Origin of the sequence: Nonomuraea sp. NPDC050540 (assembly GCF_044457485.1) — a bacterium.
GTDB lineage: Bacteria > Actinomycetota > Actinomycetes > Streptosporangiales > Streptosporangiaceae > Nonomuraea.
This window is the reverse complement of record NZ_JBITHA010000008.1, coordinates 97,298-122,764: the sequence shown is the minus strand read 5'-3', so window position 1 is coordinate 122,764 and position 25,467 is coordinate 97,298. Positions and strand designations below refer to the sequence as shown.

Here is a 25,467-nt window from a genome sequence, read left to right as displayed (position 1 = left end):
GGGCATCGGCGCCGCGTCGTGTTCCCGGCTACTCCTAGGGATGTAGGCGCAGGGTGTGGACGCGGGCGCCGAGCATCGGCAGCAGCCTGCCCTGAGCCCACGGCTCCGTCTGGTCCCAGTAATTGGCGTGGTAGGCGTGGCCGGAGGCGCCGGTCAGGTTGATCCACTGCGACTTGGCCAGGTCGCTCAGGTCGATGATCATGCGCATCGAGGGGACGGCGTTGATCTCGTAGCCGCTCTGGGCGTTCCAGCCGGTGGCGTTGACCGCGTCCTTGCTGCCCGCGACGCTGATCGGGCCGCGGTTGAACAGCATCTCGATCGGGGCGATGCCCGAGGTGCCGAACGTGGCGTTGGTGAGCCGCAGCGTGTGCATGTCGCCCCAGCGCCACTGCTTCACCTCGGCGCCGAAGCGGTCGGACAGTTCCTGGTAGGCGTCGGCCATCGCCTGGCGCAGCACGTCGTCGCGGGTCTCGGTGCGGTCCTTGGTGGTGGTCACGTCCCAGAACGGGTCCTCGGGCGCCTGGAGGAGGTCGCCCACGACCTCGAACCAGCGGTCGCCGCCGGCCGGGCGGGCCTGCTGGGGGAGGTCGTCGTCGAACAGGCCCTTCAGCAGGTGGCGCCAGACGGCGTTGAAGTAGGCGGCCGGGGCCGAGTCGAGGGTCTGGGAGCCGTCCCAGTCCTTCAGGAGCTGCCGCGCCTCGGTGCCGGGACCGGCCAGGCTCACCTGCATCAGCGCGGGGACCAGCGTCGCGGCGAAGCCGTTGCGGGTGTCCTGCTGGATCCTGGACATGGCCGCGGCGTCCAGTTTGCCCTTCGCGATCTCGGCCTTCAGCAGGTCGACGATGCGCTGGGAGCGGTAGCCGTACGCCCAGTCCTTGGTGAGAAGGGGTTTGTAGCGGGCGGGGTCGATGACGGCGTTGTTGGCCGTGACGATGTAGCCCTCGGTGGGGTCGGCGACGCTCGGGAGCTGGTCGTAGGGGATGGGGGCGGTCTTCCAGTCGTACTCGCCGGTCCAGCCGGGCACGGGCCAGGTCCCGTCGCCCTTCTCCCTGACCGGGATGCGCCCGGGGGCCTGGTAGCCGATCCTGCCGTCCGTGTCGGCGTACACGAGGTTTTGGGCGGGCACCTCGAACAGCGCCGCGGCCGCGCGGAACTCGTGCCAGTCGGCGGCCTGGTTGAGGTCGAAGATCGCGTCGGCGGTACGGCCCGGCATCAACGCCGTCCACTGCAGGGCCACGGCGGTGGCCTCGCCGGAGGGTTTCACGTTGCCCATGACCTCGTTGACCAGCGGCCCGTGCCGGGTCGACCGGACCGTGATCGTCACCGGGGCGCCCCCGGCCACCTTGATCTGCTCCTGGCGGGTCTCCAGCTTGGCCCAGTCGCCCTTGTAGAGGTAGGTGCCGTCCTTGACCTGCTCCAGGAAGAGGTCGGCGACGTCGGGTCCCAGGTTGGTGAAACCCCAGGCGATCTTGTCCGTCTGCCCGATGATGACGCCGGGCACGCCGGAGAAGGTGAAGCCGGTGACGTCGAACATGCATTTTTCGGATTTCTGCCGACAATGCAGGCCGGCCTGGTACCAGACGGACGGCATCGCGGGGGAGAGGTGCGGGTCGTTGGCCAGCAGCGGCTTGCCCGACTTCGTGTGCTCGCCCGAGACCACCCAGGAGTTCGACCCGATGCCCTCGCGCTCGGCCGTGCCCATCGAGCTCGGGACCGCGTCGAAGGCCTGGGCGGCCCGGCTCAGCGCCTCGGCGCCGTCCGTGCGCGGCTGCGCGGTCTCGTCGAAGCGGTCCTCGGAGATCGCGCCCTGGGTGACGATCGGCTGGTGCTCGCCGTACGGGTAGCCGGGGTAGAGCTGCTCGACCCGCTCGCGGGGCAGCTTGGTGGCGGCCAGCGCCCGGTCGATCTCGTCCTCCATGTTGGAGCGCAGGTCCCAGGCCATGGCCTTGAGCCAGGCGACCGAGTCGAGTGCCGACCAGGGCTCGGGCTTGTAGCCGGAGTTCTGGAGCTTCAGGACGGAGTACTCCAGGCTGCGCCGTGAGGCGTCCGGGTTGGCCGCCAGCCAGGCGTTGACGCCCTTGGCGTAGGAGTCGAGGTAGCGGCGGGTGCGCTCGCTGAGCATCGGCAGCTCTTGCTCGGCGACCCTGCGCCAGCCCATCGTCCTGATGGCCTTGTCGTTGTCGAGGGTGGCGGCGCCGAACATCTCCGACAGGCGCCCGGTGGTGAGGTGCCGGCGGAAGTCCATCTCCCAGAAGCGGTCCTGGGCGTGGACGTACCCCTGGGCCATGAACAGGTCCTCGGCCGTGTCGGCGTAGATCTGCGGGATCCCGTAGGCGTCGCGCCGCACCTCGACGTTCCCGGCCAGCCCGGCGACCTTGATCTCCCCCTCGACCTGGGGAAACGACTGCCGCACGATCACGGTGACGACTCCGGCCAGGACCAGGCCCAGCGCCAGGAGGACGGTCACGATCCGCGCCGTCCAGCGCAACGGCCACGGCAGCCCGGCATAGGGCCTAAACCTCACGAATACCTCCATCTCACCAGCCCGCACCCAGTGTGACACCAGCGAACCAGTGCGACGGTCCTCTCTCGGCTCAGGCCCGCTCTCCCAGAAACGCCTCCCACGTGCACCCACCCGTCGTGCCCCCGGCGAGCGTGAGGTTGTCCCCTGCCCGGTAGGCCCGCCCCGCCTTGCCCGGCATCCGGACCGGCAGCATGAGCCGCCGCTTCCCGGCCGTGGCCAGGTACCCGCGTACCAGGTCGCCCATCCCGTAGACCGCCGGCCCCGCGAGGTCGGCGACCAGCCCGGCGGGTTCGGCCTGCGCGAGCTCCACCAGCCGCTCGGCCACGTCCCGCGCGTCCACGGGCTGGAACCGCAGCCCGCCGGGGACCGGCACGACCGGCATCTTCGCCATCGCCGTGGCGACCTTGAGCGCGAGGTCGTGGAACTGGGCGGCGCGCAGGATGGTCCACGGGATCCCCGACTCCATCACCGCCCGCTCGGCCGCGAGCTTGTTCCTGAACCACCCGAGCGGCACCCGGTCGGCCCCGATGACCGAGATGAACACGATGTGGCCGGCGCCCGCGGCGCGCGCGGCCCCGGTGAGACCGCGGGTGGCCACGTCGTCGCCCTTGGCCCCGCCCGCCAGGTGCAGGACGAGGTCGGCCCCGTCCACGGCGGCGGCGACGCCCTCGCCGGTGAGGAGGTCGCCCTTGACGTAGGCGACGTCGTCCTCCGGCGGGCGCGGGTGACGGGTCAGCACCCGCACCTCAGCCCCGGTACGGCGCAGCAGCGGCAGGACGAGGCGCCCGAGTGTTCCGGTGCCGCCGGTCAGCAGGATGGTCATGATATTTTCCTCCGTCACGCGGTTCTGCCTCGTTGACGGAGCGCGGCGGAGAAGTGTGACTAGCGACGGGCGTCGTGCCGTTCCTGGGCGGCCATGACCTCGGGGGTGTGCTCGGCGATCCAGCCGAGCAGCGATCCCAGCGGCTCGGTCAGACCGGTGCCGAGGTCCGTCAGCGAGTACGTGACCTTGGGCGGCACCGACGGCTCGACCTCGCGATGGACGAGCCCGTCGCGGACCAGGCCGCGCAGGCTCTGGGAGAGCATCTTCTCGCTGATGCCGCCGATGCGGTCGCGCAGCAGGTAGAAGCGCAGGGGGCCGTCGCGGAGGGCCACCATGATCAGCATGCCCCAGCGGCTGGTGACGTGGGTGAAGACCTCGCGGCCCGGACAGTCGCTGTTGAACGCGTCACTCAGCGGATCGGGCAGCTCGCGCGTCTCCAGGTTTCCGACCTCCATGACCTGAGCTTACCCCAAGGTACGTCCTTACGAATGGTTAGCCCAGTTCCTATCGTGAGCCCTATGACTGACATCACCGTCGACATCTGGTCCGACCTGGTCTGCCCCTGGTGCTACATCGGCCACCGGCGCTTCGAGCACGCGCTGGCCGCCTTCGAGCACCGCGACGCCGTCCAGGTGCGCCATCGCAGCTTCGAGCTCGACCCGCACGGTTCCACCGAGCCGACGCTCACGCTGCCCGAGCGGATGCGGCGTGACCTCGGCCTGCCCGCGCCGCAGGCCAGGCAGGGCATGGCCCGCGTGGCCGCGCTGGCCGCCGAGGTGGGCCTGGAGTACCGGCTGGACCTGGCGCACCCGGTCAACAGCTTCGACGCGCACCGGATCCAGCACGCCGCGGCCGATCGGGGCGTCGGGGACGCGGTGCGGGAGCGGCTGATGCGGGCGTACACCGGCGAAGGGGCCAACGTGGCCGACCACGCGAGCCTGGTCCGCCTGGCGGGGGAGGCGGGGCTCGATCCGGAGTTCGCCGCGGCGGTGCTGAAGGGCGGCGACTACGGCGACGCCGTACGGGCGGACGAGGCCGAAGCCCTGCGTCACGGTGTGAGCGGGGTGCCCGGCTTCGTGTTCGGCGGCCGCCGCGTGGTCTCCGGGGCGCAGCCGTCCGAGGTGTTCGTCGAGGAGCTCCGCGCCGCCTGGCGTCGATAACCAAACAAAAGCCCGGCTCCCTAGCGTGATGCCGCAGTGTCCCGTCCTTACCGTCGAAGAAAGAGGACGATCATGAAGAAGTCAGTCACGCTGCTGCTGGCCGGGTTCGCCGCAGCGGCGGCTCTCGGCACGGCCCCGGCCTCCGCCGCCACTCAGGGACGGCTCGTGCTCACCACGGACGCGGGCGTGTCGCACATGCTCACCTATGCCGGTTGCGCGCAGCCGTCCCAGTCCGTGGGCGCGAGCGGCCTGGCCACCTTCCAGAACACCCCCGCGCCCGGCTGCGCCGTCTCCTTGCGCAAGGGCACCCGGTCGCACGTCCTGTGCGTGGGCAGCGGCCCGATCCCCGCCGCTTTCCGCGACGGAGCCACGATCCGCGTCCAGCAGGGCGCCGGCTTCCCCTGCCGCTGACCCGGTGACCGGGTGGCAGGCCCCTCGGCCTGCTACCCGTCCGCGTAGGCCCAGCCCGTCCAGCGTTCCACCTCCACCACGAGGTACGGCCCGCCCGGCGGCACCCGCCGATACTGCTCGTACCTGTCGCGCAACCCCCGGGTCGGCCACTCCGTCACGACTCGCGCCAGCCCGTCGGCCCGCACCCACCACAGCCGGGTCCAGTCGTCGTCGTAGTGGTCGGCCAGGAGCGCCACGCGGGGGTTCTCCCTGACGTTCCGCAGGCGGCGCAGCTCGCGCGTCCGCTTCGGCTTGTCGTCGACGGCGATCACCACCCGGTCGCCGTCCAGCGCGAACGTCACCGGAACCAGATGCGGCGCCCCGTCCGCGCCGGTCGTGGCGAGGCGCGCCACCCGCTCCCCGCCGAACAGCTCCCGTGCTCGTTCTGTGTCGATACTCCCCAGTATCGGCAACCTACGTGCAACCCCGTCATCCCTACGCTGCCCGAGGCGCCGCCCCCCGCATGCGGACAGGTGCGCCACCGGGCGGACGGTCCCTGCCATGCCGTCCGCCCACCCCATCATCCGAGCTCGCGCTCGGCCACCTCGTCGAGGGGCGAGGCGTTGCCGCGGGCGTAGGAGGCGGCGAAGCCGCCGTCCCGTGCGGCCGCGGCCGAGATCCGGTCCACGTCGGCGCGCTCGCCCGCGGGCAGGGGCGCTCCGGCGGACTCACGGGCGGCGGCAGCGGCGCCGAGCAGTTCCGCCGCGCGGCGCGGGTCGCCGCCGAGGACGTGCACTCCCGCCAGGCCCTCGAAGGCCAGCGCGACCGCGCGGGGCTCGCCGGTGCCCATGGCGACGGCCAGGCCTTCGAGGTGCAGGTCGCGGGCGGCCGGCAGGTTCCCGCGCTGCTCGGCGGCGAACCCGCGCTCGGCCAGGACGAACGCGAGCCCGTCGGTGCCGCCGAGCCGCCGCCACCACTCGGCCCACGGCCGCAGCAGCTCCTCCGCCAGGTCGTGGTGGCCCTGCCGCCGCGCCACCAGGCCCAGCCCCACCTGGGCGAACTCCATCGCCGCCAGGTTGGCCTGCTCCTCGGCCAAGAGCCCGGCGCGTTCGTGCAGGCGCTCCGCCTCCGTGAGGTCGCCCTTCAGCATGGCGATCCGCCCCAGGGCGGAGAGCCGGAAGGACAGCTCCGTCCACAGCCCCAGCTCCTCGGCCGCGCCCAGCGCGTCACGGTGGAGGCGGGCGGCCAGATCGTAGTCGCCCACCACCTCCGCCAGCGTGCCGAGGATCTCGGTGGACTTGAGCTGCCCCCACCGGTCACCGGCCGCGCGGAAGAGCGCGTGCGCGCGTTCCGCGTCGCGCCGCCGGGCCGCCATGTCACCCGAGAACCCCGAGCGCGCCAGGCACATCAGCGCCGCCGCCTCGCCCCACGCGTCGCCCGCCGCGCGGTAGGCCGTCAGCGCCCTGCCCAGCCGCCGCTCGACCACGTCCTGGTCGCCGAACCCCCACTGCGCGAACGCCAGCAGCCACTCGCCGTCCGCCGACGCCGCCTCCGGCTGCTCCTCCACGGCAGAACCGGCGAACAGCTCCAGCGCCGCCCGCCACACCGCCGCCATCCCTTCCCGCGAGGGGGCGAGCGAAAGGACGGCCGACACCGCGCGGCGCGCCTCGCCGAGGCGTCCGCGCAGGTACCAGTACCAGGCCACCGCGCCGACCAGCCGATGGGCCAGATCGGCCTCGCCAAGGCCGATCAACGTCTCCAACGCGGCCCGGATGTCGGCCGACTCGGCGTCCAGGATCGTCAGCCACCTGCGCTGGTCGTGCCCATACAGCTGGGGCGCCGCGCGTTCGGCCAGGTCGACGAGCCGGTGGGCGTGGCGCAGCCGTACCTCATCGGACTCGCCCGCCTCGGCCAGGCGCTCGGAGCAGTAGGCCGCGACGGACTCCAGCAGCCGGTACCGCCCGCCGGACAGCACCACCAGCGAGCGCCCGACCAGCCGGCCGAGCAGATCGGGGACGTCCTCCGCCCGCACCTGCCCGCCCGCGCACACCTGCTCGGCCGTCTCCCGCGCACACCCGTCAGCGTGTACGGCCAGCCGGCGCAACACCACCTGCTCCGCCGCCCCCAGCAGGTGCCAGCTCCAGTCGATCGTGGCCCGGAGCGTCTGCTGCCTGGCGGGGCCGCCGCGCCGGCCCGCGCCGAGCAGCCGGAAGCGGTCGTCGAGGCGGGCGGCCAGCTCGTGCACGGGCATGGTGCGGGCCCGGGTGGCGGCCAGTTCGAGGGCGAGGGGGATGCCGTCGAGGCGGGCGCAGACGGCCAGGACGGGTTCGGTCTCGGCCGGGGTCAGGCGCAGTCCCGCGCGGGTGGTGAACAGCTCCACGGCGGCGGGCCCGTCCAGCGGGGGGACGGTCACGACCGTCTCGCCCGCCAGGCCGAGCGGTTCCTGGGTGGTGGTGAGGATCGTGAGCTGGGGCGCGCGGCTCAGCAGCAGTTCCGCCAGTTCGGCGGCGGCCTCGACGACGTGCTCGCAGTTGTCCAGGACGAGCAGCGCGCGGCGGCCACGCAAGGAGTCCGCCACCCGGTCGGCGGCGGTTCCCGCCGCGGCGTCGTCGCGGACGCCCAGCGTGGCGGCCACCAGTTCGGCCACCGCCTCCAGCGGGGCGCCGGGCGCCGCCCCGGTCAGCTCGATCAGCCACGCCTCATCGGGCGCGGGGGCGCAGACGGCCAGGGCCAGGCGGGTCTTGCCGACTCCGCCCACCCCGTGCAGGGTGACGAGCCGGGACCGGCCCAGCAGTTCCCGGGTGCCGGCCACCAGCCGCTCGCGGCCCACCAGCCCGGCCACCGGGGCGGGCAGGTTGGTGCGCGTGCGCGCCGACGTCGCCGCGAGCAGCGACGGGTCCTGGCTGAGCATCGCCGCGTGCAGTTCCGCCAGCGGCGGCCCGGGGTCCACGCCGAGTTCGGCCGCGAACAGGGCGCGCATCCGCCGGTAGTGGTCCAGCGCGTCGCCCTGCCGTCCGCTCCGGTACAACGCCAGCAGGTAGGCCGCCCACAGCCGTTCCCTGAGCGGATGCCGGTCGAGGAGCGCCGTGAGCTCGGTGGTCAGCTCGGTGTGTTCGCCCAGCGCCAGCCGTACCTCTGCCTGGTCTTCGAGTGCGGCCAGCCGGGCCGACTCCAGGCGGGCGATCGCGGCCTGGGCGAAGGGCGCGTCGGCGAAGTCGGCGAGGGCGGGGCCACGCCACAGGGCGAGCGCGTCCGACAGCAGATCGGCACGGGCGCGCGGGGCGGGCGTGGCGCGGGCGCGGGCGGTGAGGTCGAGGAAACGGCGGGAGTCCACGGACGTGGTGCGCAGGAGGTAGCCGGGCGGCTGGTAGGCGACGAGCGCGCGGCCGCCGGGCTCGGCCGCCGACAGGGCGCGCCGGAGCTGGGAGACCCTGACCTGGAGGGAGGCGGCGGGGTCGGCCGGCAGCCGGCCGGGCCACAGGTCGTCGGCGAGCTTGCCGGCGGGGACCGGGCCGTCGTCGTGGATGAGGAGCTCGGCCAGCAGCGTGCGTACCTTGAGCTCGGGTACCCGGACCGGACGGCCGTCGTCCGTCCAGACGGAGAGAACCCCGAGCACCCCGAAACGCATGAGACTCACCCTAAGCGGACCCTAAGCGCCTTTCCGCACAGTGGGCGGCATGACAAACATGAAGGCAGTGGTGATCGGCGGAACCCACGGCATCGGCCTGGCGATCGCCGAGTCGATGACCAAGCGAGGCGCCAAGGTCCTGGTCACGGGGCGGAACGAGCGCAACCTGGAGAGCGCGGCGCCGGTCGTCGCCCACGCGCTGCGCTCCGACCTGGCCGACATGGCCGACGTGCGCGCGCTCGGCCCGGCCGTGAAGGAATTGCTCGGTGAGGTGGACCACGTTTTCGTCAACGCCGGGGTCGCCGAGGGCGGGCCGATCGAGTCGGTCACCGAGGAGTCCTACGACCGGCAGTTCGCCGTCAACACCAAGGGTGTCCTGTTCAGCACCCAACAGCTGATCCCGCTGATCCGCAGGGGCGGCTCGATCGTCTTCACCACCTCGGTCGCCGACAGCGGCGGCACGGCGGGGATGGCCGTGTACTCCGCCTCGAAGGCGGCCGTGTGGTCGCTGGCCCAGGTGCTCGCGGCCGAACTGCTGCCCAGAGGCGTCAGGGTGAACGCGGTCCAGCCCGGGTTCATCGACACGCCCACGGCGGGGGTGGCGGGGTTCACGACGGAGGAACGGGCGGCGTTCAAGGCCGCGGGCGACCTGGCGACCCCGATGCGCCGCCACGGGACCTCGGAGGAAGTGGCCGACGCGGCGGTCTTCCTGGCTCTGGAGGCCACCTACACCACCGGCGTCAAGCTGCCCGTGGACGGCGGCATCGGCCGGCGCCTCAGCGTCCTCCCCGACGGGTCATGACCAGGTCTGGCCGTCCGGGGTGTCGGCGACCTTCACGCCCTTCTCGGCGAGCTCGTCCCTGAGCCGGTCGGCGGCGTCCCAGTCGCGCGCCTCGCGGGCGCGGGCCCGCTGGTCGAGCAGTTCGGCGGCGCCGGTCGGAAGGACGGGCGCCCTGCCGATCTCGCTGGACAGGTCCAGGGCGAGCACGTTGTCCAAGTGGAGGAACGTCTCGAACTTGGCGCCTGGCGCGACCCCGTCGTCCCGCTCCAGCTCGCGCAGGACGCGCAGCGCGGTGGGGGTGTCGAGGTCGTCGTCGAAGGCGTCCTGGGCGCGTTCCGAATAGGCGGCGGCGATGGGGGCGCTCGGGTGCTCGGCCCACTCGGCCACCCGCGCGCGCCACCGTCTCAGCGTGCGGTCGGCGGCGCGCAGGGTGTCCCAGCTCAGGTTGAGCTGCTGGCGGTAGCGGTGCTCCATGAACGCCAGCCGCAGCGCCAGCGGATCGAGACCCTGGGCGGCCACGTCGTGGAGCAGCACCACGTTGCCCGTGGACTTGGCCATCTTGCGGCCGTCGAACAGCAGGTGCTCGCCGTGGACCCAGCGCTGGACGACCTCGCGTCCGGCGGCGGAGTTCGACTGGGCGCGCTCGTCCTCGTGGTGGGGGAAGCGAAGGTCGATGCCGCCGGTGTGGATGTCGATGTGGTCGCCGAGGTAGCGCAGCGACATGGCCGAGCACTCGATGTGCCAGCCGGGGAAGCCGACGCCGCCCCACGGGGTCTGCCAGGTCAGCTCGCGGTCCGCGTGCTTCCACAGCGCCCAGTCGGCGTGGAAGCGCTTGCGCGGGTCGACGCCCTCGACGCGGTGGCCGGGCTTGAGCGCGTCCAGCCGGTTGCCGGAGATCTCGCCGTACGTGGGGAAGGTCTCGGCGGCGAAGAACACCGATCCGTCCGGCACCGCGTAGGCGTGGCCCTTCTCCATCAGCTTGACGATCAGCTCGATCATCAGGTCGATGGTCTCGGTGGCGCGGGGGGAGATGTCGGCCGGCCGGATGTTGAGCGCGGCGCAGTCGCGGCGGTAGGCGTCCTCGTAGAAGCGCGCGATTTCCAGCGTCGACTTCCCCTCGGCGCGCGCCTGCATGAGGACCTTGTCCTCGCCGATCTCCGCGTCGTCCACGAGGTGGCCGACGTCGGTGATGTTCTGGCAGGCGCGCACGCGTACGCGGCGGGCCCCCAGAACCCGGCGGATCAGATCCGACAGCAGGTACGTGCGCAGGTTGCCGACATGCGCGAACCGGTACACGGTGGGCCCGCAGGAATACATCCGGACGGCGCCGGCCGCCGGGGTGACGGGTTCTACCTTCCTGGTCCTGGTGTCATAGATCCGCAACATGCCCCGAGCTTAGGCTCACACCCCCAGGAAACCCAGGATGTCGCGGTCGCCCCGCTCGCGCAGCCGGCCGATCACCTCGTCCCGCGCCGAGGTCTCCGGCAGCCCGATCCGCGCCCCGATCAGCTGCAGGCCCTCCAGCTCCGAGTTCACCGGCGCGGTGTAGCCGATCAGGTGCAGCGCGCGGCCGAGCGGCGTCAGCGCCACGTTGGCCGCGGGCAGGAAGCGCGTGAGCAGCTCGCCGCCGTCGGAGACGGTCAGGAACACGTGGTCGCCCTCGCCGGCCTTGAAGTCGGCCAGGACGTTGCGGATCGAGCCCATCGTCGGCTGGTTGTGCCAGCTGATCACCACGTCCCCCGAGGGCGTCGCCGCGGTCAGCTGGCCGCCCGGCGCCATGCCCAGATAGGCCGCGAAGCCCGTCGGCAGCGGCGAACCGGAGCCTCGCAGGTGCTCGGCGTTCACGTCCACCCGGTGCCACCAGCGCCCGTCCCGGCTGCGGAAGCTGCGCCGCGTCTCCGAGACGTCCTTGCGCGGCTGGTACGGCTCCGCCACCTCGCCGGGCGGCGCCGTGCCCGCGACCCTGATCCACCCGCGCTGGGTGCGCTCGAACCCGGGCCCGCCCGAGTAGGCGCGCACCGAGCTCTCGCTCACGTCGTACTTGGCGGTGAGGTTCGTGACGATCGTGCTCACCGAGGCCTCGCCGCCGGCCCGCTCGATCTCCCTGGCGATCATCTCCCTGATCCCCAGGTACTCGTCGCCGCCCCAGCGCGTCAGCCCGTACTTGTTCCTGTCCACGCGCAGGAAGCGCTCGTCGGCGGTGAGCTGGTTGCGGATGCCGACGAGGCTGTAGTCCTCGCCGATGCGCTCCTGGATCTCCTCCGGCGACAGCGGCCGCCCGGCGACCGACAGGACCGCCTCGGCCTTCTCGTTGATGCTGCGCGGCCACGGCACCACGTGCCCGTCGAGTATCCGCAGCTGGGGCACGGCCAGGATCCACCGCTCCGCCACGTCCTCGCGGACGCCGAGCTGGGTGACCATGGAGACCGCCTCGCCCATGGGCCGGGGGCCGTCGGCGAACAACTGCCTGGTCTTCTCCCGCAGCTCGTCGCCGCCGCCCGCCACCAGCCAGTCGTCGGACTGCTCATAGCCGGTCAGCAGCGTCCGGACGAAGCGCCAGGTCGGGATGTTCAGGGTCGTGAGCTCGCCGCGGTGCCACGGCACCGCCGCCGTCAGGTCGTCGGCCGGTACGGCGGAGCCGAGCCGCCCCCGCAGCCACGTCACGTGCGCGACCAGCGGCGCCGCCTCGGGGCCGCCCAGCCAGGCCTCCACGTGGTCGCGCAGGTCGCGCTCGATCTGCCGGATCCGCTCGCGGGTCACGGAGAAACGCTGGGCCAGCTCGTCGAGCGTGGCGCGCTGCGCCGCGTACAGCCGGTCGCGGGCGATGGCCCGCTGCCGGTCGTCGAGTGCGGCGAACAGCGCGTCGATGAGCTCGGGCACCGGCCGGTCGGCCCGCACCTCGGGCGCGCGCTCGGCGACCGGCTCAAGCAGCCGCTCGAAGACGCGCACGAACATCTTCAGCACCGCGTCACGGCCCAGGGTCTCCGGCGTGCGCTCGGCGTCCACGGGGTCGGAGAAACGCAGGAGGGGCAGGATGTCGCCGAGGGGGAGGTGCCCCCAGAAGGCCACGGCGAGGTCGGCGAGGTTGCCCGCGACTGTCTGCGTGCCCGCCAGCGCGCAGGCACGGTCGATCGGGATCGCGTGCCACCATGCCTCGGGCAGCTGTGGCTCTTCCGCGATCGGCGCGATCTGGCTGGGAGAGGTCCAGCGCAGGGGTGGCGCGAGGTCGCTCAGGCTGAGATTCATTGGGGTCCAACCGGCAAAGGGAAGTATCCGCAGTTCAGACTATGTGATCAGAGGGAGAGAAATGGGCTTCCTCTCCCTGAATGGGATATATAGAGCATTGATCTGGCCCGGGTACAGGCCACATAAAGCACGCTTCGCTCGCGTTGTAAGGCCCGCGCGCGCTCTGCCGGGTCCTGCGGCGGAGTTTCCGGTACGACACCCTCCGTCACCCCGATCAGCGCCACACGTTCGAACTCCAAGCCTTTGAGATGGTGGAACATCGCGACCGGGACGTCCAGCCCGCCCAGCGCCTTCTTGGCCGCCCGCACCAGCTTCATCGTCCGCGCCGCCACCGCGATCGCGCGGGCCGAGACGCCCTCGTCCAGCCATGAGCGCACCGTGGCGGCCAGCCCGGCCAGTTCCGCCTCGGGCGTGTCGTAGGCCCGGACCATCGGGCGCTCGCCGTGCCCGGTGCCGCGCAGCCCGTACATGCCGGCCAGGCCCTTGACCAGGCCGTCCGTCGGGCCGCCGCCGCGCAGCCGTACCCCGAAGGAGAGCAGTTCGTGCGGCAGCCGGTAGGAGACCCGCAGCGCGTGCTGCACGGCGGGAATCCCGGCCGAGCTCAGCGTCACCCGCGTGTCGGTGATCCGCTGGTGCGGGTCGCCGACGACGAAGAGATCGTCGTGCGCGCGCGGCACCACCGCGCGCAGCAGCCGCCACTGCGCCGGGCTGACGTCCTGCGCCTCGTCCACAATCATGTGACGGTACGGCTTGCGTCCCGGATCCACGTCGTCGAGCAGATCTCCCGTGGCCCGCCCGAGCAGCACCAGCGCCTGCTCCGTGAGCTCGGCCAGTGACCTGGCCCCCGCCCCCGCCAGCACGGGCCGGCGGCCCTCGGCGTCGGCCACGATCCGCACCGCCAGCCGCTCCGGGTTGTCCACCTCGATCCGCTTGCGGATCACCTCGTCCTTGACCAGCACGTCCAGCCGCCCCGACAGGTCCTCGCACAACCCCTGCGAGAACGTCACCAGCAGCACCCGCCCGCCCCCATGCCTGGCCAGATGGGCGGCGCGGTGCAGCGCCAGGAGGGTCTTGCCGGTTCCGGCGCCGCCGATGACCAGCACCGGATGGTCGTAGCGGCCGGTCCTGGCCAGCCGGTGCTGCGGCGGGTGCAGGAACGTGCACCAGTGGGGCGCCGCGAGCACCTGGTCGAGCTCCTCGGCGTCGGCCGCGAACACCGCGCGGTCCGGGCTGCGTTCCAGGGCCGCGTGCAGGTCGTCCTGGTCGACCCAGCCGGTCGCGCCGTCGACGGCGCGGCAACCGTCCAGCTCGCGCCACGCTTCCGACATCGAGCCGCCCCGGCCCAGTACGGCCAGCGGCAGGTGCTGCGTGGGCGGCAGCAGCGGCTCCAGCGCCGCCACGTCCGCCTCGGTCGTGATGAGCCTGACGAGCGGCAGCACCCGCGGATCCAGCCCCAGCGCCAGCAGGTCGCCGTCGCAGATCGGGTCGAACAGCCGCGACGCTCCCGCCGAGCGGCGCAGCGCCGGCTCGACCCTTTCCAGGGCCGCCGCGTCCCACTCCTCAAGGACGCCGATCACCGGGTTCACGCCGTAGCGGTGGCGCTGGGCGAACGACCAGGCGTCCGGGTCGGGCAGCAGGGCGCGCAGCCAGTACACCTCGCGCTGACGCACCACGACGCCGCGCTGCCCCTCCGCCAGGCGCAGAGTGGCCACCCGCGCGTCCCTGGCGCCCCTGACCCTCTCGGGGTGGGGCGCGCCGTTCTCGGTCAGCAGGAAGCGGCGCAGCGCGCTCACGGCGCTCTCACGCACCGGCGGTGCCAGTGCGCTGAGCCCCCGAGGGAAGTCGGGGCCGATCGCGAGCCGCGGCACGGGGCTCAGTCCAAGAGATCGAGCAGGTCGCGGTCCCCGCGTTCGCGGAGCCTGGCGAGCACGTCGGGAAGGGCCACGGGGCCGGTCATCCCGATCCTGGTCGCGATCACCCGCGCGGCCACCTCCAGCCCCGCGTCCGGCGCGGTGTAGCAGACCAGCCGGAGCGCCCTGGTGATCTTGTCGGCGCTGGGCGCGGCCACCGGCAGGTGCCTGGCGCGCAGCACGCCCTCGTCCGACAGCGTCAGGAACACGTGCCCGCCCTCCTTCGCCCCGACATCCAGCAGCAGGCGGGAAACCGACTCCAGCACCGGACGCCCGTGCCAGCTCATGGTCAGCTCACCCGCGGCGCTCCTGACCATGCGGCTCTCGCCCGGAGACAGCCCCAGATAGGCGGCGAACCCGGTCGGCAACAGGCACTCCGACCCGCCGAGATGCTCGGCCGTGACGTCCACCCGCAGGTACCAGCGGCCGTCCGGCTGGCGGAAGCAGCGCCTGGTCTGGGAGACGTCCTTGAGCGGCTGGTACGGCTTGGCGGCGTGCTCGCCGTTCTGCTCACCGGATTCGTGCGGCGTGAACGCCCCGAACCTGACCTGCTCCTCAGCCGCACCCGACCCGGCCGGCTCGAACGGCGACGGCCCCGGCGGCACGTCTCCCGAGGCGGCCGCCGATCCCGCCGCGCCCGATCCCGCCGCGCCCGATCCCGCCGCGCCCGAGGCGGGCGCGGCCTGAACGGCCTGAGCGGTCGCGGCCCCTGCCAGCGTCGCCTTCACGAACTGCCACGCGGGAACCTCCAGCGCGCGGATCTCCCTGGCGTGCCAGTCCGCGGCGCCGATCAGCTTGTCGCGGGGGGCGGCCTCGCCGATCGTGCCGCGCAGCTCGTCCAGATGTGCCCGGAACGGCGCCGCCTCGTCGCTGGCCAGCCACCGCTCCAGCCGGGACCGCAGGGCGATCTCCGTGGCGTTGATCTCGGCCGGCGAGACGGCGAACAACTTGGCCAACTGCTCCACGGCCGACGGCTGGTCGGTGAAGACCCGGTTCTGCGCGACGGCCCAGCTCTTGTCGTCCAGGTCGGCGAAGGCGGACTCGATCAACGCCGGCAGCCTGGGCCCAGAGCCGTCCTCCACCGCCCCGCCATCAGCACCCTCCGCCTCAGGCGCACCCTCGGCTTCGTGCTCCGCGCCGGCTTCGTGCTCGTCCGCGTCGGGCTCATCGGCTTCCGCAGGCTCCTCGGCCTCGTCGGCCTGCGCGGGCTCCTGCGCCTCAGCGACGGCCTCTGCGGGCTCCTCCGCCTCCGCGTCGGCTTCCGCCCCTGCGGACTCCTCGGCCGCCTCCTGCTCAACCGCTGCCACCGGCTCCTCGGAGTCGGCCGCCTCGGACTCCCCAGCCTCGGCCTCTTCCTCAGGCTCCCCACCCTCGGACTCGGGCTCCCCGCCCTCGGGCTCTTCAGGCTCCTCAGCCTCGGGCTCTTCGGCCTGGGCGACGGCCACAGGCTCGTCTCCCGCGGCCTCTTCCCGGTGTTCCGCGGCCTCCTGCGGCTCCTCGGGCACCGGCTCCGCGACGGCCACCACGACGGCGACGGGCTCGGCGGAGGACTCCGCCACCGGCTCTGACACCGGCCCGGCCGCCTTGGACACCGCCCCGGCCACCGGCTCGGGTGCCGGTCGGGTGGCGCGGCTGGGTTCCGGGGCGGGTCTGGGGGAGGGCGCGAGCCGTACCAGAACAGCGGAGAACAGCATGTTGAGCACCGGACGCGCCTGAATGAACGGCTGGTCCATCAGCTCACGGCTGGTCAGCGCGAGCAGCCCCGTCCACGATCCCGCCCGGTCGAGCGCGATCGCCACCTGCGGCTCGTCGGCGTCGTCCGGGTCGAGCACGTGCAGGGCGGGCAGCACGTCGCCGACGGCCGCGGCCGGCCAGTGCTCCAGCGCGATCTCCGTCAGCAGTTCGCCCAGGGATTCGGGGCCGATCGCGGCCAGCACATGCGGCATCGGCAGGCTGCGCCACCATGCCTCCGGCAGGTCCGGCTGCCCGTGAAGAAGTGTGATCGCCGACGCGTCGCTCCACCTCAACGGTGGTACGAGGTCGCTCAGGCAGAAATTCATCCTGTTACGTTCACCCGTCCCTCACGCCGCCGTAGCGATCCAGCCATACGTTCGCAGCCCACGGAACAGACCATAGTCCGGCAAAACGCCCCTACGCATCATGGACTACGCATCAGCGCTTCACGGCAGCGAAGCGTAGACGCACGTAGTCGGCCATCCAGCCCGTTTCCCTGCGAAGGGCGGGAGCGGCCAGTTCGTTGACCCGGCGGAGCAGCGGGTCGACGATCTCCGGCGGCACTCCGTTCAGCACCGATCCGGCGAACATCCGCACCCAGTCAGCGGCGCCGCCAGGGCACTCGTCGAGCGGGGTGGGACGGTCGAAGTGCTCCAGCAGGCGGACCACGAAGCCCTCCTGCTCCAGCCGGGAGGCGTACGCGGCGGGTGTGGGGAAATACCACGGCAGGTCCGGTTCCGGCAGGCCGTACTCGCGCCAGGCGGTGTGCATGGCGGCGGTGAGTTCCGCGCAGTTGCCCGCGCCGCCCATCTCGGCGACGAAGCGCCCGCCGGGCGCGAGCGCCTCGCGGACGCTGGAGATCACCGCGCCCGGGTCGCGGCTCATCCAGTGGAGCGCGGCGTTGGAGAAGACGGCGTCGTAGGCCTGGGCGACGTTGAAGTCGTGGCCGTCGCCGACGATGAAGTCGATCCCGGGGTACTGCGCGAGCGCTTTCTCGATCATGGCGGGGGAGCCGTCGATGCCCAGCACGTGGGCTCCCCGTAAGGCGATCTCGGCGGTCAGCACGCCGGTGCCGCAGCCCAGGTCGAGCACGCGCTCGCCAGGCCGCGGATCCAGCAGGTCGACCAGGGGCGCGCCCCTGGCGGAAACGTATCCGAAGCTGCTGTCCAGAGTGCGACTGGTCCACCGCTCCAAACTCGGTGCGTCGTAGCGCAAGACGATCAGCTCACAATCATCAGACATCGGGCCCCCGCGGCCGTGCTGTCGCTAACTGTAGATGCTGACCGTCTCTCACGACATATCCCGTCACAGGGGTCTCATCGCATACTGTGCGCCCATTCCCGCTTGAGGTACGACTTTGCGGCATCTGCCTGCGGAATCGTGAGCAGGAGCGGCGGGCCGGGTGCGACGGGAAGTTTCGCCGCCTGCTCGGTGTCGAGCGTGCCGCGCATGAGCATCGCCTCGCCGCGGGCCGGACGGGCGTACCCCTTCTGGAGGAGGTTCTGGCCCTCGTCGGAGAAGAGGAACTCCTGCCACAGCCGGGCGGCGGCCGGATGTGTCGCGTCCTTGTTGATCGCCTGCACGTAGTAGCCGCCCAGCGGGGCGTCGCGCGGGATCGTGACCTTCCACGCCTCGGGGTCCTCGGCGGCGCGGGCGGCGTTGAGGTGGTCCCAGTCGACGACCACGTTCGCCTGGACCGGATCGGTGAGCCTGCCGCCCTGCTTGAGTTTGGCGAACAGGTCCACGCCACGGGCCGGCTGCGGTGTGCCCGCCAGCATCGAGGCGGCGATCACGCCGTTGAACGCGGACGCGGCCTTCAGCGGGTCGCCGGCCAGCGCCACCTTGTAGCCGGGCTTGGCCAGGTCGGCGAAGGAGGCCGGCGCGGCCACCTCGCGCGGGTCGTAGCCGATGGACATGTAGCCGCCGTAGGCCGCGTACCAGGCGCCCTTGGTGTCCTTGACGTGGTCGGGCAGATCCTGCCAGCCCTGGACCTTGTACGGCGCGAACCTGGCCGCGTTGGCCACCGCCACGTCCAGGGTCAGGTCGAACACGTCGGGCTTCAGCTGGGCGGCGGACTGGAGCTCACGGGCGCTGCTGGCGCGCGGTTCGAGCTCGTTGACCTTGATGCCGTACTTCTCGGAGAAGGTGTCGATGATCTCGCCGTAGTTCACCCAGTCGCGGGAGAGGGCGACCACGGTGAGCGCGCCCTCCTGCTTGGCGGTCTCGGCCAGGCGGTCCATGGTCGTGAAGCCGTCCTTCAGCGAGGCGGCTTTCGCGTTCACCGGAGGCAGCGGCTTTTGCTCGGTCGTCGGGGACGCGCCGCACCCGGCGCTGACGAGGATGGCGGCTACGGCGGCGCAGGTACGTACTGTCACACAACGAATACTTACCGCTACATCCGCCCAGGTCGAGGAGGCGCGGCCGGGACCACCTTGGCCGCGACCAGGGATTCCTCGGCGATCTCCACGATCGTGCCGTCCCGTTTACGAACCGTGAGGACGCCGTCGTCCCACGATTCGAGAATGCCGACCGCATCGCGGAACCCGCCGGGCACCCGCCTACGCGTGGTGATCCGTACCCCTATATCCGCAGATGTGACCATGATTGTCAGGCGAGCGGCCACGAGTTTGGCACCCTCCGTTCCAGCCACTTGGCTAGCACGGCAATACTAGGGCTTAGCAAACCGCGGTTGGAGTCGCGCCATGGTGCGGAGAAGAAGGAGCTCGAGGTGACCTACGTCATCGCGCAGCCTTGCGTGGACGTCCTTGACAAGGCGTGCATCGAGGAGTGCCCCGTCGATTGCATCTACGAGGGCGAGCGCATGCTTTATATCCACCCCGACGAGTGCGTGGACTGCGGCGCGTGCGAGCCTGTGTGCCCCGTGGAAGCGATCTTCTACGAGGACGACCTTCCCGAGCAGTGGAAGGAGTACTACAAGGCGAACGTGGACTTCTTCGAGGACCTGGGCTCGCCCGGCGGCGCCTCGAAGGTCGGCAAGATCGACAAGGACCACCCGGTCGTCGCCGTCCTCCCCCCGCAGGCCGAGGATCACTAGCCGCCGTCTCGCTCTCTGAGACGCTGTATCCGTTACGGCAAGCCACCCCCACGCCACCCGCCGACCCTGGCGGGCGCCGATCGTGGGGGTCGCTTCTCACGTCGGACGTGGTTCGCGCCGTCACGGCGTTCCGCCGACCCGCTGGACAGGCAACCCCGCCGTGCCCCCGATCGAAACCCGGCACGCTCATGATCGGAACCCAGGCCCCCCGGAACAGGAAACCCCGGTGACCCAGGGCCACTAGTGTGGGTTTCTGTGAACAACCTGCCTGACTTCCCCTGGGACCGGCTCGTGCCGTACAAGGAGCGGGCCGCCGCTCATCCCGACGGGATCGTGGACCTGTCGGTGGGCACGCCGGTGGACTCGGTGCCGCCGCTCGTGCGGGCCGCGCTGATCGAGGCGGCCGACAGCCCCGGCTACCCCCTCACCCACGGCACCAAGGCGCTGCGCGAGGCCGCCTCCGGTTGGCTGGCCCGCCGCCACGGCGTGCGCGTGGACCAGCGGGACGTGCTGCCGCTGATCGGGTCAAAGGAGTTCGTGGCCTGGCTGCCCACGTACCTGGGCGCCAAGCGGGTCGTCTTCCCCGAACTGGCCTACCCGACCTACGACGTCGGCGCCCGGCTGGCCGGAGCCCACGGCACGGCCGCCGACGGGCTGCTGGCGCTCGGGCCCGAGCCCGTCGACCTGGTCTGGGTCAACTCGCCCGGCAACCCCACGGGCAAGGTGCTGCCCGCCGAGCACCTGCGCAAGGTCGTCGCCTGGGCGCGCGAGCGCGGCGCCGTGGTCGCCTCCGACGAGTGCTACATCGAGCTCGGCTGGGAGGACCGGCCGGTCTCCATCCTTCATCCTGACGTGTGCGAGGGCTCGCACGAGGGGCTGCTGGCCGTTCACTCGCTCTCCAAGCGCTCGAACCTGGCCGGTTACCGCGCGGGCTTCGTCACCGGAGACCCGGCCCTGATCGGCCGGCTGCTGGAGATGCGCAAGCACGCGGGCATGCTGATGCCGCAGCCCGTCCAGGCCGCGATGGCCGCCGCGTTCGCCGACGACGATCACGCCGACGCCCAGCGCGAGCGGTACGCGGCCCGCCGGGCGGTGCTCCGTCCGGCGCTGGAGAAGGCGGGCTGGCGGGTGGACCACTCGACCGCCGGACTGTACCTGTGGGCCACGAACGGCGAGCCCGCGTGGGAGCAGGTTGGGCGGCTATCCGAAAACGGCATTTTGGTCGCGCCGGGTGAATTTTACGGATCCGCAGGTGAACGGCACGTTCGCATCGCCATAACGGCAACCGACGAACGCATCGATGCGGCGGTGCGCCGCCTCCAGTAGGATCGCGCGTCGTACGTAGACATAAGTAGATACAGGGCGTTTGCCGAGGCAGACCGCGAGTGGAGCGAGCTGGACGATGAGCATGACCTCCTGGGTCGTACTCGGGCTGAGCATCGCCACCGTCCTGTTGTTGCTTGGGGCTTTCGTCGCCACCATGCGCCAGGACAGGAGGGGCCGCTCGGCCACGCCTCCGTCCGAGGACGTGGTCGTCCAGAGCCCGATGCCCGCGCCGGTGAGCATGCAGGCGCACGCCGGCGGCTACGACGATCCGCGCGAGATCCGGGTGGGTGACCGGATCGAGGTGCACGGGGCGCGTTCCGAGGTGCTCGGGGCCCTGCACGTGGCGCTCCAGGGGCAGCAGTGGACCGAGTACCTGCTGGACGACGGCTCGCGGCGGGCCCGCTGGCTGACGGTCGAGATCCGGCAGGGGCTGGTCTCCGGTGACCCGCCCCACCTGGAGGTTCTCGTCTGGACCGAGGTGCCCACGCAGGGCATGATCCCGGCCAAGAGCATGATCATCATGGAGGGCGTGGAGTTCTTCCCCGTGGACCGGGGCACGGCCGCCTTCCGTTCCGAGGGGGACACCGGTCACCCGGACCGCGGTCTGCTGGACTTCGCCGACTACCGGGCCGCCGACGGGCGCCTGCTCTCCTTCGAGCGCGTGCAGGGCTCCCCGTGGATGGCCAGCTACGCCCAGCCCCTGCCCCCGGGCTCCATCTCCATCATCAGCCACGCTTCCTGACGTTTCCGGTCATCCGCACCGCCCGCGTGGCCTGCCGTGGAATCGACCGGCCCGGCCCTCCCGCCTCGTTCAGGTGCGCCGCGTGCCGCGCGAGTGGTCCGTGCTCAGGCTGGGGTCAGGGATGGACCGGAAGAGGTCCCGGCCAGGCGTTTGCCGGCAAACCCACGAAATTGAGGGATATTGCGGGCAATTTCCAGATCGTTCGATGTTTGCCGGCAATACCGGCTCCCGTTCCGGGGATGGTCACGTTCAGGACAGGACGACCTCGGTGGTCGAGGACTTGCCGCCGGGCTTCCACCCGTCGCTGACCTCCTCGGCCCGCCATGACACCCCGCTGTAGTCGACGCGGCGCAGGCCGTACTCCTGAGCATGGGCGACCGACCACGCGGCGACCAGCCATCCGCGGCGCTCCGTGGTGATCGCGGTGCTGCCCAGCGCGCGGGCGAGCTTGCGGCGCGCCTCGTCGGTGCGGGGGCGCGGGCCGGTCGTGGGGGTGGCGGTCGGCTCGGGGTAGGTGCAGTGCAGGGCCTTGGGCACGCGCCCCGTGAACGCCGCCGCGAGGATCTTGGCGTCGCCCTCGTGCGGCGCGTACGCGTAGCCCGCGGCCGAGCGCTGCACCTCCTGGGCCGCCTCCGCCAGCGGGATCTTGCGGTAGTTCTTCACCTTGACCAGCGCGGCGAAGAACTTGTTGGTGGAGTAGACCGGGTCCATGATCTGCTTCGGCTTGCCCCAGCCCTGCGAGGGACGCTGCTGGAAGACGCCGAGCGAGTCGCGGTCGCCGTGGTTGACGTTGAAGAGCTTCGACTCCTGCAGCGCCGTCGCGTAGGCGATCACGACCGCCCGCTCGGGCAGCCTGCGGCGCGCGGCCACCGCCGCGATGGTCGCCGAGATCTGCGCCTGCTCGACGTCCAGGCTCAGCTCCCCCGACGGCGTGCGGACCACGCACCCGGCCTCGGCCTGCCGGAACGGCTTGGCCTGCTTGAGCAGGTTGTACAGGCCCACGGTGATGGCCACCGCGAGCACGACGACGATGGCCGCGATGGTCAGGACCCCGCGGGAGAAGCGCACGCGCACCCTGAAAAACCTACCCGGCCAGATAGGCTCCGGGGCCATGAGCCACCAGAGCATGTCCTCGCCGCTGCCGGCCGCGGTCGATGAGTTGTGGGAGCGCAGGACGGAGCTGTCGCCGGCCGACACCGAGGCGCGCACGGTGATCGTCTCCGCCATCGACCTCCTGGACACCGGCAAGGCCCGGGTAGCCCGGCTGGAGGACGGCGGCGTTCTGGTGGACGAGCGGGCCAAACGGGCGATTCTGCTCAGCTTCAAGGTGCTCGGCATGGCCAGGTCGCAGGTGGGCGACTTCCAGCACCACGACAGGCAGCCGCTGAAGACCACGTTCGACGGCGTACGCGTGGTTCCCGGGGCGATCGCCCGCTGGGGCGCCTACCTCGCGCCCGGGGTGGTGCTGATGCCGTCGTTCACGAACATCGGCGCGTACGTCGGCGAGGGCACGATGGTCGACACCTGGGCGACGGTCGGCTCGTGCGCCCAGATCGGCAAGAACGTGCACGTCTCCGGCGGCGTCGGCATCGGCGGCGTGCTGGAGCCGCCGAACGCGGTGCCGGTGGTGATCGAGGACGACGCGCTGGTCGGCAGCCGGGCGATGATCGTGGAGGGCGCCCGGGTGGGGCGCGGCGCGGTCGTCGGGGCGGGCACGATCCTGTCGGCGTCGATCCCGGTCATCGACGTGAACACCGGCGAGGAACTGGGCCGCGGGCGCATCCCCGACTGGTGCGTGGCCGTGGGTGGAACGCGCCAGAAGGAGTTCCCCGGCGGCACGTTCGGGTTGCCGTGCGTGCTGGTGCTGAAGAAGCTGGAGCCGGGGGAGCGCCACGACAAGGCCGCGCTCAGCGACGTGCTGCGCGAGCACGGCGTCAACGCCTGAAGGGAATGCACTCATGCTGGATCTGAGCCAGGACGCCGGTGCGCTGACCACCGCGATCGTGGACGTGGAGTCGGTGAGCGGGGACGAGAAGGCCCTTGCCGACCTGGTCGAGGAGGCTTTGCGGGCGCTGCCGCACCTGAGCGTGGACAGGTCGGGCGAGACGGTCGTGGCGCGCACGTCGCTCGGCCGTGCGGAGAGGGTGCTGATCGCCGGGCACCTCGACACGGTGCCGGTCGCCGCGAACCTGCCGAGCCGGGTGGAGGGCGGGCGGCTCTACGGCTGCGGTACCACCGACATGAAGGCGGGCGTGGCCGTCGCGCTCAAGCTGGCCGCGGCGCTGCCGGCGCCCAGCCGCGACGTCACCTATGTCTTCTACGACTGCGAGGAGGTCGAGGCCGAGCGCAACGGCCTCAACCGGGTCGCCCGCGAGCATCCTGAGTGGCTGGCGGCCGACTTCGCGGTGCTGATGGAGCCGACCGACGGGGTGATCGAGGGCGGCTGCCAGGGGACGCTGCGGGCAGAGGTGCACGTGGCGGGCAAGCGTGCCCACAGCGCGAGGTCGTGGTTCGGGGTGAACGCCATCCACGGGATCGAGCCGGTGCTGGCCAGGCTCAACGCCTACCAGGCGCGGCTGCCGGTGGTCGACGGCCTGGAGTATCACGAGGGGCTCAACGCGGTCGGGGTGCGCGGCGGCGTCGCTGGCAACGTCATCCCGGACTCGTGCGTGGTGACCGTCAACTACCGCTTCGCGCCGGACCTCACGATCGAGCAGGCGCAGGAGCACGTGCGCGAGGTCTTCGACGGCTTCGAGGTGAGCTTCACCGACGCCGCCCCCGGCGCGCGGCCGGGGCTGACCGATCCGGTGGCCGCGGCGTTCACGGCGGCGGTCGGTGGTGAGCCGCGGGCCAAGCTGGGGTGGACGGACGTGGCGCGGTTCTCGTCGCTGGGCGTGCCCGCGGTGAACTACGGTCCGGGGGATCCGAATCTGGCCCATCAGCAAGGTGAGTACGTGTCGCTGGAGAAGATCGCCGACAGCGAGCGTGCGATGCTGAACTGGCTGACATAAAGGGGCACAACGTGAAAGTGACCCTCCTCGCCGGCCATTTGGCGGGGAGAGCCACTTTCAGTCCCGAGCAGCACCCTCGCCGATTAGACGCAGGGTTCGCGATTTTCGGTTCCTCCTTCTTCAAAGATTTTTCTGACAGGTTTCACCGTTACGCTGACCTGCGGTTTCCCTCTTCGAGGAGGTTGGGTGGATTGCCTTCGCCCTGCCGTAAGCCGGGATTCGCCCGTATGGCACGGCCAGAGGGATAGCGTGACCCGCATGAAGCAGTCACGTCCCGAGCGCCGCCAAGGGCAGGCGGTAGTACGAGGCAACCTCGTCCCCGATTCCACCCACGACCAGCGCCTGCTCGACCGGCAGGGGTCCACCGACTGGCTGCACATGGATCCGTGGCGGGTGCTGCGCATCCAGGCGGAGTTCGTGGAGGGCTTCGGGCAACTGGCGGAGCTGCCGCCGGCGGTCACGGTGTTCGGGTCGGCGCGGACGCCTGACGACTCGCCCGAGTACGAGATGGGCGTGGAGCTCGGACGCGCGCTGGCCGAGTCGGGCTACGCGGTCATCACCGGCGGCGGTCCCGGCGTCATGGAGGCGGCCAACCGGGGCGCCACCGAGGTGGACGGCGCGGTCTCGGTGGGGCTCGGGATCGAGCTGCCGTTCGAGCAGAAGATGAACGACTACGTGGACCTCGGGATCGAGTTCCGGTACTTCTTCGTGCGCAAGACGATGTTCGTCAAGTACTCGTGCGGGTTCATCGCGCTGCCGGGCGGGTTCGGCACGCTGGACGAGCTGTTCGAGGCGCTGACGCTGGTGCAGACGCGCAAGGTGACGTCGTTCCCGGTGGTGCTGATGGGCACCTCGTTCTGGGGCGGGATGGTCGACTGGATCAAGAACACGCTCCTGGGCACGGGCAAGATCGCCGCCCAGGACCTCGACCTGATCCACCTCACCGACGACGTCCACGAGGCCGTCCGCATCATCGCGGAGGGCGACGCGGCCCGCTCCCAGCCCGTGGTCGAGCCCCAATAGCTCTCCCCCTCATTCGTTACGGCAAGCCCGGCCGGCGCCCCCCACCGTCATGGGCGGGCGCCGATCGCAGGGTCGCTTCTCACGTCGGACGTGGTCCCCGCCGCCACGGCGATG

At 71.7% G+C, this 25,467-nt stretch carries 22 protein-coding genes; 9 read left to right on the top strand and 13 right to left on the bottom strand.

The window, feature by feature from the left end; genetic code table 11:
- Positions 1-34: 34 nt before the first annotated feature.
- The 3 genes from ACIBI5_RS27450 to ACIBI5_RS27440 all read right to left on the bottom strand — a co-directional run bounded on the left by ACIBI5_RS27450 (position 35) and on the right by ACIBI5_RS27440 (position 3,802).
- Positions 35-2,524: a penicillin acylase family protein gene (locus ACIBI5_RS27450; protein ID WP_397251519.1), complete on the bottom strand. Its 2,490-nt coding sequence runs from the start codon at positions 2,522-2,524 to the stop codon at positions 35-37.
- A gap of 70 nt (positions 2,525-2,594) precedes the next feature.
- The gene (locus tag ACIBI5_RS27445; RefSeq protein WP_397251517.1) at positions 2,595-3,347 is read right to left on the bottom strand and encodes an SDR family oxidoreductase; all 753 of its coding nucleotides are present in this window, start codon (positions 3,345-3,347) and stop codon (positions 2,595-2,597) included.
- A gap of 59 nt (positions 3,348-3,406) precedes the next feature.
- Positions 3,407-3,802 carry a winged helix-turn-helix transcriptional regulator gene (locus ACIBI5_RS27440; RefSeq protein WP_397251515.1) on the bottom strand — a complete coding sequence of 132 codons (396 nt, stop codon included), beginning with the start codon at positions 3,800-3,802 and terminating at the stop codon, positions 3,407-3,409.
- A gap of 63 nt (positions 3,803-3,865) precedes the next feature.
- On the opposite strand from ACIBI5_RS27440, the gene ACIBI5_RS27435 reads away from it, so the two are divergent.
- Both ACIBI5_RS27435 and ACIBI5_RS27430 read left to right on the top strand, forming a co-directional pair.
- Positions 3,866-4,507, top strand: a complete 642-nt coding sequence (locus tag ACIBI5_RS27435; protein ID WP_397251513.1) for a DsbA family oxidoreductase — start codon at positions 3,866-3,868, stop codon at positions 4,505-4,507.
- A gap of 72 nt (positions 4,508-4,579) precedes the next feature.
- A complete protein-coding gene (locus tag ACIBI5_RS27430; protein WP_397251511.1) occupies positions 4,580-4,918 on the top strand; it encodes a hypothetical protein in 339 nt (112 codons plus the stop codon).
- Positions 4,919-4,950: 32 nt separating this feature from the next.
- On the opposite strand, the gene ACIBI5_RS27425 is transcribed toward ACIBI5_RS27430, so the two are convergent.
- Both ACIBI5_RS27425 and ACIBI5_RS27420 read right to left on the bottom strand, forming a co-directional pair.
- A complete protein-coding gene (locus tag ACIBI5_RS27425) occupies positions 4,951-5,361 on the bottom strand; it encodes a TIGR03668 family PPOX class F420-dependent oxidoreductase (RefSeq protein WP_397251899.1) in 411 nt (136 codons plus the stop codon).
- 116 nt (positions 5,362-5,477) lie between these two features.
- Positions 5,478-8,525, bottom strand: coding sequence for a BTAD domain-containing putative transcriptional regulator (locus ACIBI5_RS27420; RefSeq protein ID WP_397251509.1), 3,048 nt, complete (start codon positions 8,523-8,525; stop codon positions 5,478-5,480).
- Between the two features lie 49 nt (positions 8,526-8,574).
- On the opposite strand from ACIBI5_RS27420, the gene ACIBI5_RS27415 reads away from it, so the two are divergent.
- Positions 8,575-9,327: an SDR family NAD(P)-dependent oxidoreductase gene (locus tag ACIBI5_RS27415; protein ID WP_397251507.1), complete on the top strand. Its 753-nt coding sequence runs from the start codon at positions 8,575-8,577 to the stop codon at positions 9,325-9,327.
- Here ACIBI5_RS27415 and cysS read toward each other — a convergent pair.
- The 7 genes from cysS to ACIBI5_RS27380 all read right to left on the bottom strand — a co-directional run bounded on the left by cysS (position 9,322) and on the right by ACIBI5_RS27380 (position 18,798).
- Positions 9,322-10,692 carry a cysteine--tRNA ligase gene (gene cysS / locus ACIBI5_RS27410; protein WP_397251505.1) on the bottom strand — a complete coding sequence of 457 codons (1,371 nt, stop codon included), beginning with the start codon at positions 10,690-10,692 and terminating at the stop codon, positions 9,322-9,324. The genes ACIBI5_RS27415 and cysS overlap by 6 nt on opposite strands.
- Before the next feature lie 15 nt (positions 10,693-10,707).
- Positions 10,708-12,552 carry a sigma factor-like helix-turn-helix DNA-binding protein gene (locus ACIBI5_RS27405; protein ID WP_397251503.1) on the bottom strand — a complete coding sequence of 615 codons (1,845 nt, stop codon included), beginning with the start codon at positions 12,550-12,552 and terminating at the stop codon, positions 10,708-10,710.
- 47 nt (positions 12,553-12,599) lie between these two features.
- A complete protein-coding gene (locus ACIBI5_RS27400) occupies positions 12,600-14,420 on the bottom strand; it encodes a UvrD-helicase domain-containing protein (protein ID WP_397251501.1) in 1,821 nt (606 codons plus the stop codon).
- Between the two features lie 5 nt (positions 14,421-14,425).
- Positions 14,426-16,522: a hypothetical protein gene (locus ACIBI5_RS27395; protein WP_397251499.1), complete on the bottom strand. Its 2,097-nt coding sequence runs from the start codon at positions 16,520-16,522 to the stop codon at positions 14,426-14,428.
- Between the two features lie 112 nt (positions 16,523-16,634).
- Positions 16,635-17,438, bottom strand: coding sequence for a class I SAM-dependent methyltransferase (locus ACIBI5_RS27390; protein WP_397251498.1), 804 nt, complete (start codon positions 17,436-17,438; stop codon positions 16,635-16,637).
- 74 nt (positions 17,439-17,512) lie between these two features.
- Entirely contained in the window at positions 17,513-18,571 is a 1,059-nt protein-coding gene (locus ACIBI5_RS27385) for an ABC transporter substrate-binding protein (protein ID WP_397251496.1), read from the bottom strand.
- 17 nt (positions 18,572-18,588) lie between these two features.
- Positions 18,589-18,798, bottom strand: coding sequence for a hypothetical protein (locus tag ACIBI5_RS27380; RefSeq protein ID WP_397251493.1), 210 nt, complete (start codon positions 18,796-18,798; stop codon positions 18,589-18,591).
- A gap of 126 nt (positions 18,799-18,924) precedes the next feature.
- Here ACIBI5_RS27380 and fdxA point away from each other — a divergent pair, with 126 nt between their 5' ends.
- From fdxA to ACIBI5_RS27365, 3 genes are all read left to right on the top strand, one after another.
- Entirely contained in the window at positions 18,925-19,251 is a 327-nt protein-coding gene (fdxA, locus tag ACIBI5_RS27375; RefSeq protein ID WP_184967872.1) for a ferredoxin, read from the top strand.
- 255 nt (positions 19,252-19,506) lie between these two features.
- Positions 19,507-20,577 carry a succinyldiaminopimelate transaminase gene (gene dapC, locus ACIBI5_RS27370; protein ID WP_397251491.1) on the top strand — a complete coding sequence of 357 codons (1,071 nt, stop codon included), beginning with the start codon at positions 19,507-19,509 and terminating at the stop codon, positions 20,575-20,577.
- Positions 20,578-20,659: 82 nt separating this feature from the next.
- Positions 20,660-21,319, top strand: a complete 660-nt coding sequence (locus tag ACIBI5_RS27365) for a DUF4178 domain-containing protein (RefSeq protein ID WP_397251489.1) — start codon at positions 20,660-20,662, stop codon at positions 21,317-21,319.
- A 249-nt stretch (positions 21,320-21,568) separates the two neighbouring features.
- On the opposite strand, the gene ACIBI5_RS27360 is transcribed toward ACIBI5_RS27365, so the two are convergent.
- Entirely contained in the window at positions 21,569-22,393 is an 825-nt protein-coding gene (locus ACIBI5_RS27360) for a hypothetical protein (RefSeq protein WP_397251487.1), read from the bottom strand.
- A 37-nt stretch (positions 22,394-22,430) separates the two neighbouring features.
- On the opposite strand from ACIBI5_RS27360, the gene ACIBI5_RS27355 reads away from it, so the two are divergent.
- From ACIBI5_RS27355 to ACIBI5_RS27345, 3 genes are all read left to right on the top strand, one after another.
- On the top strand, positions 22,431-23,264 hold the full coding sequence (locus ACIBI5_RS27355; protein ID WP_397251485.1) for a 2,3,4,5-tetrahydropyridine-2,6-dicarboxylate N-succinyltransferase: 834 nt from the start codon (positions 22,431-22,433) through the stop codon (positions 23,262-23,264).
- Between the two features lie 13 nt (positions 23,265-23,277).
- Complete coding sequence (gene dapE, locus ACIBI5_RS27350) at positions 23,278-24,330, top strand: succinyl-diaminopimelate desuccinylase (protein ID WP_397251483.1); 1,053 nt, start codon at positions 23,278-23,280, stop codon at positions 24,328-24,330.
- A gap of 258 nt (positions 24,331-24,588) precedes the next feature.
- Positions 24,589-25,353 (top strand): TIGR00730 family Rossman fold protein, encoded by a 765-nt coding sequence (locus ACIBI5_RS27345; RefSeq protein WP_397251481.1) that lies wholly within the window; start codon positions 24,589-24,591, stop codon positions 25,351-25,353.
- Positions 25,354-25,467: the final 114 nt, after the last annotated feature.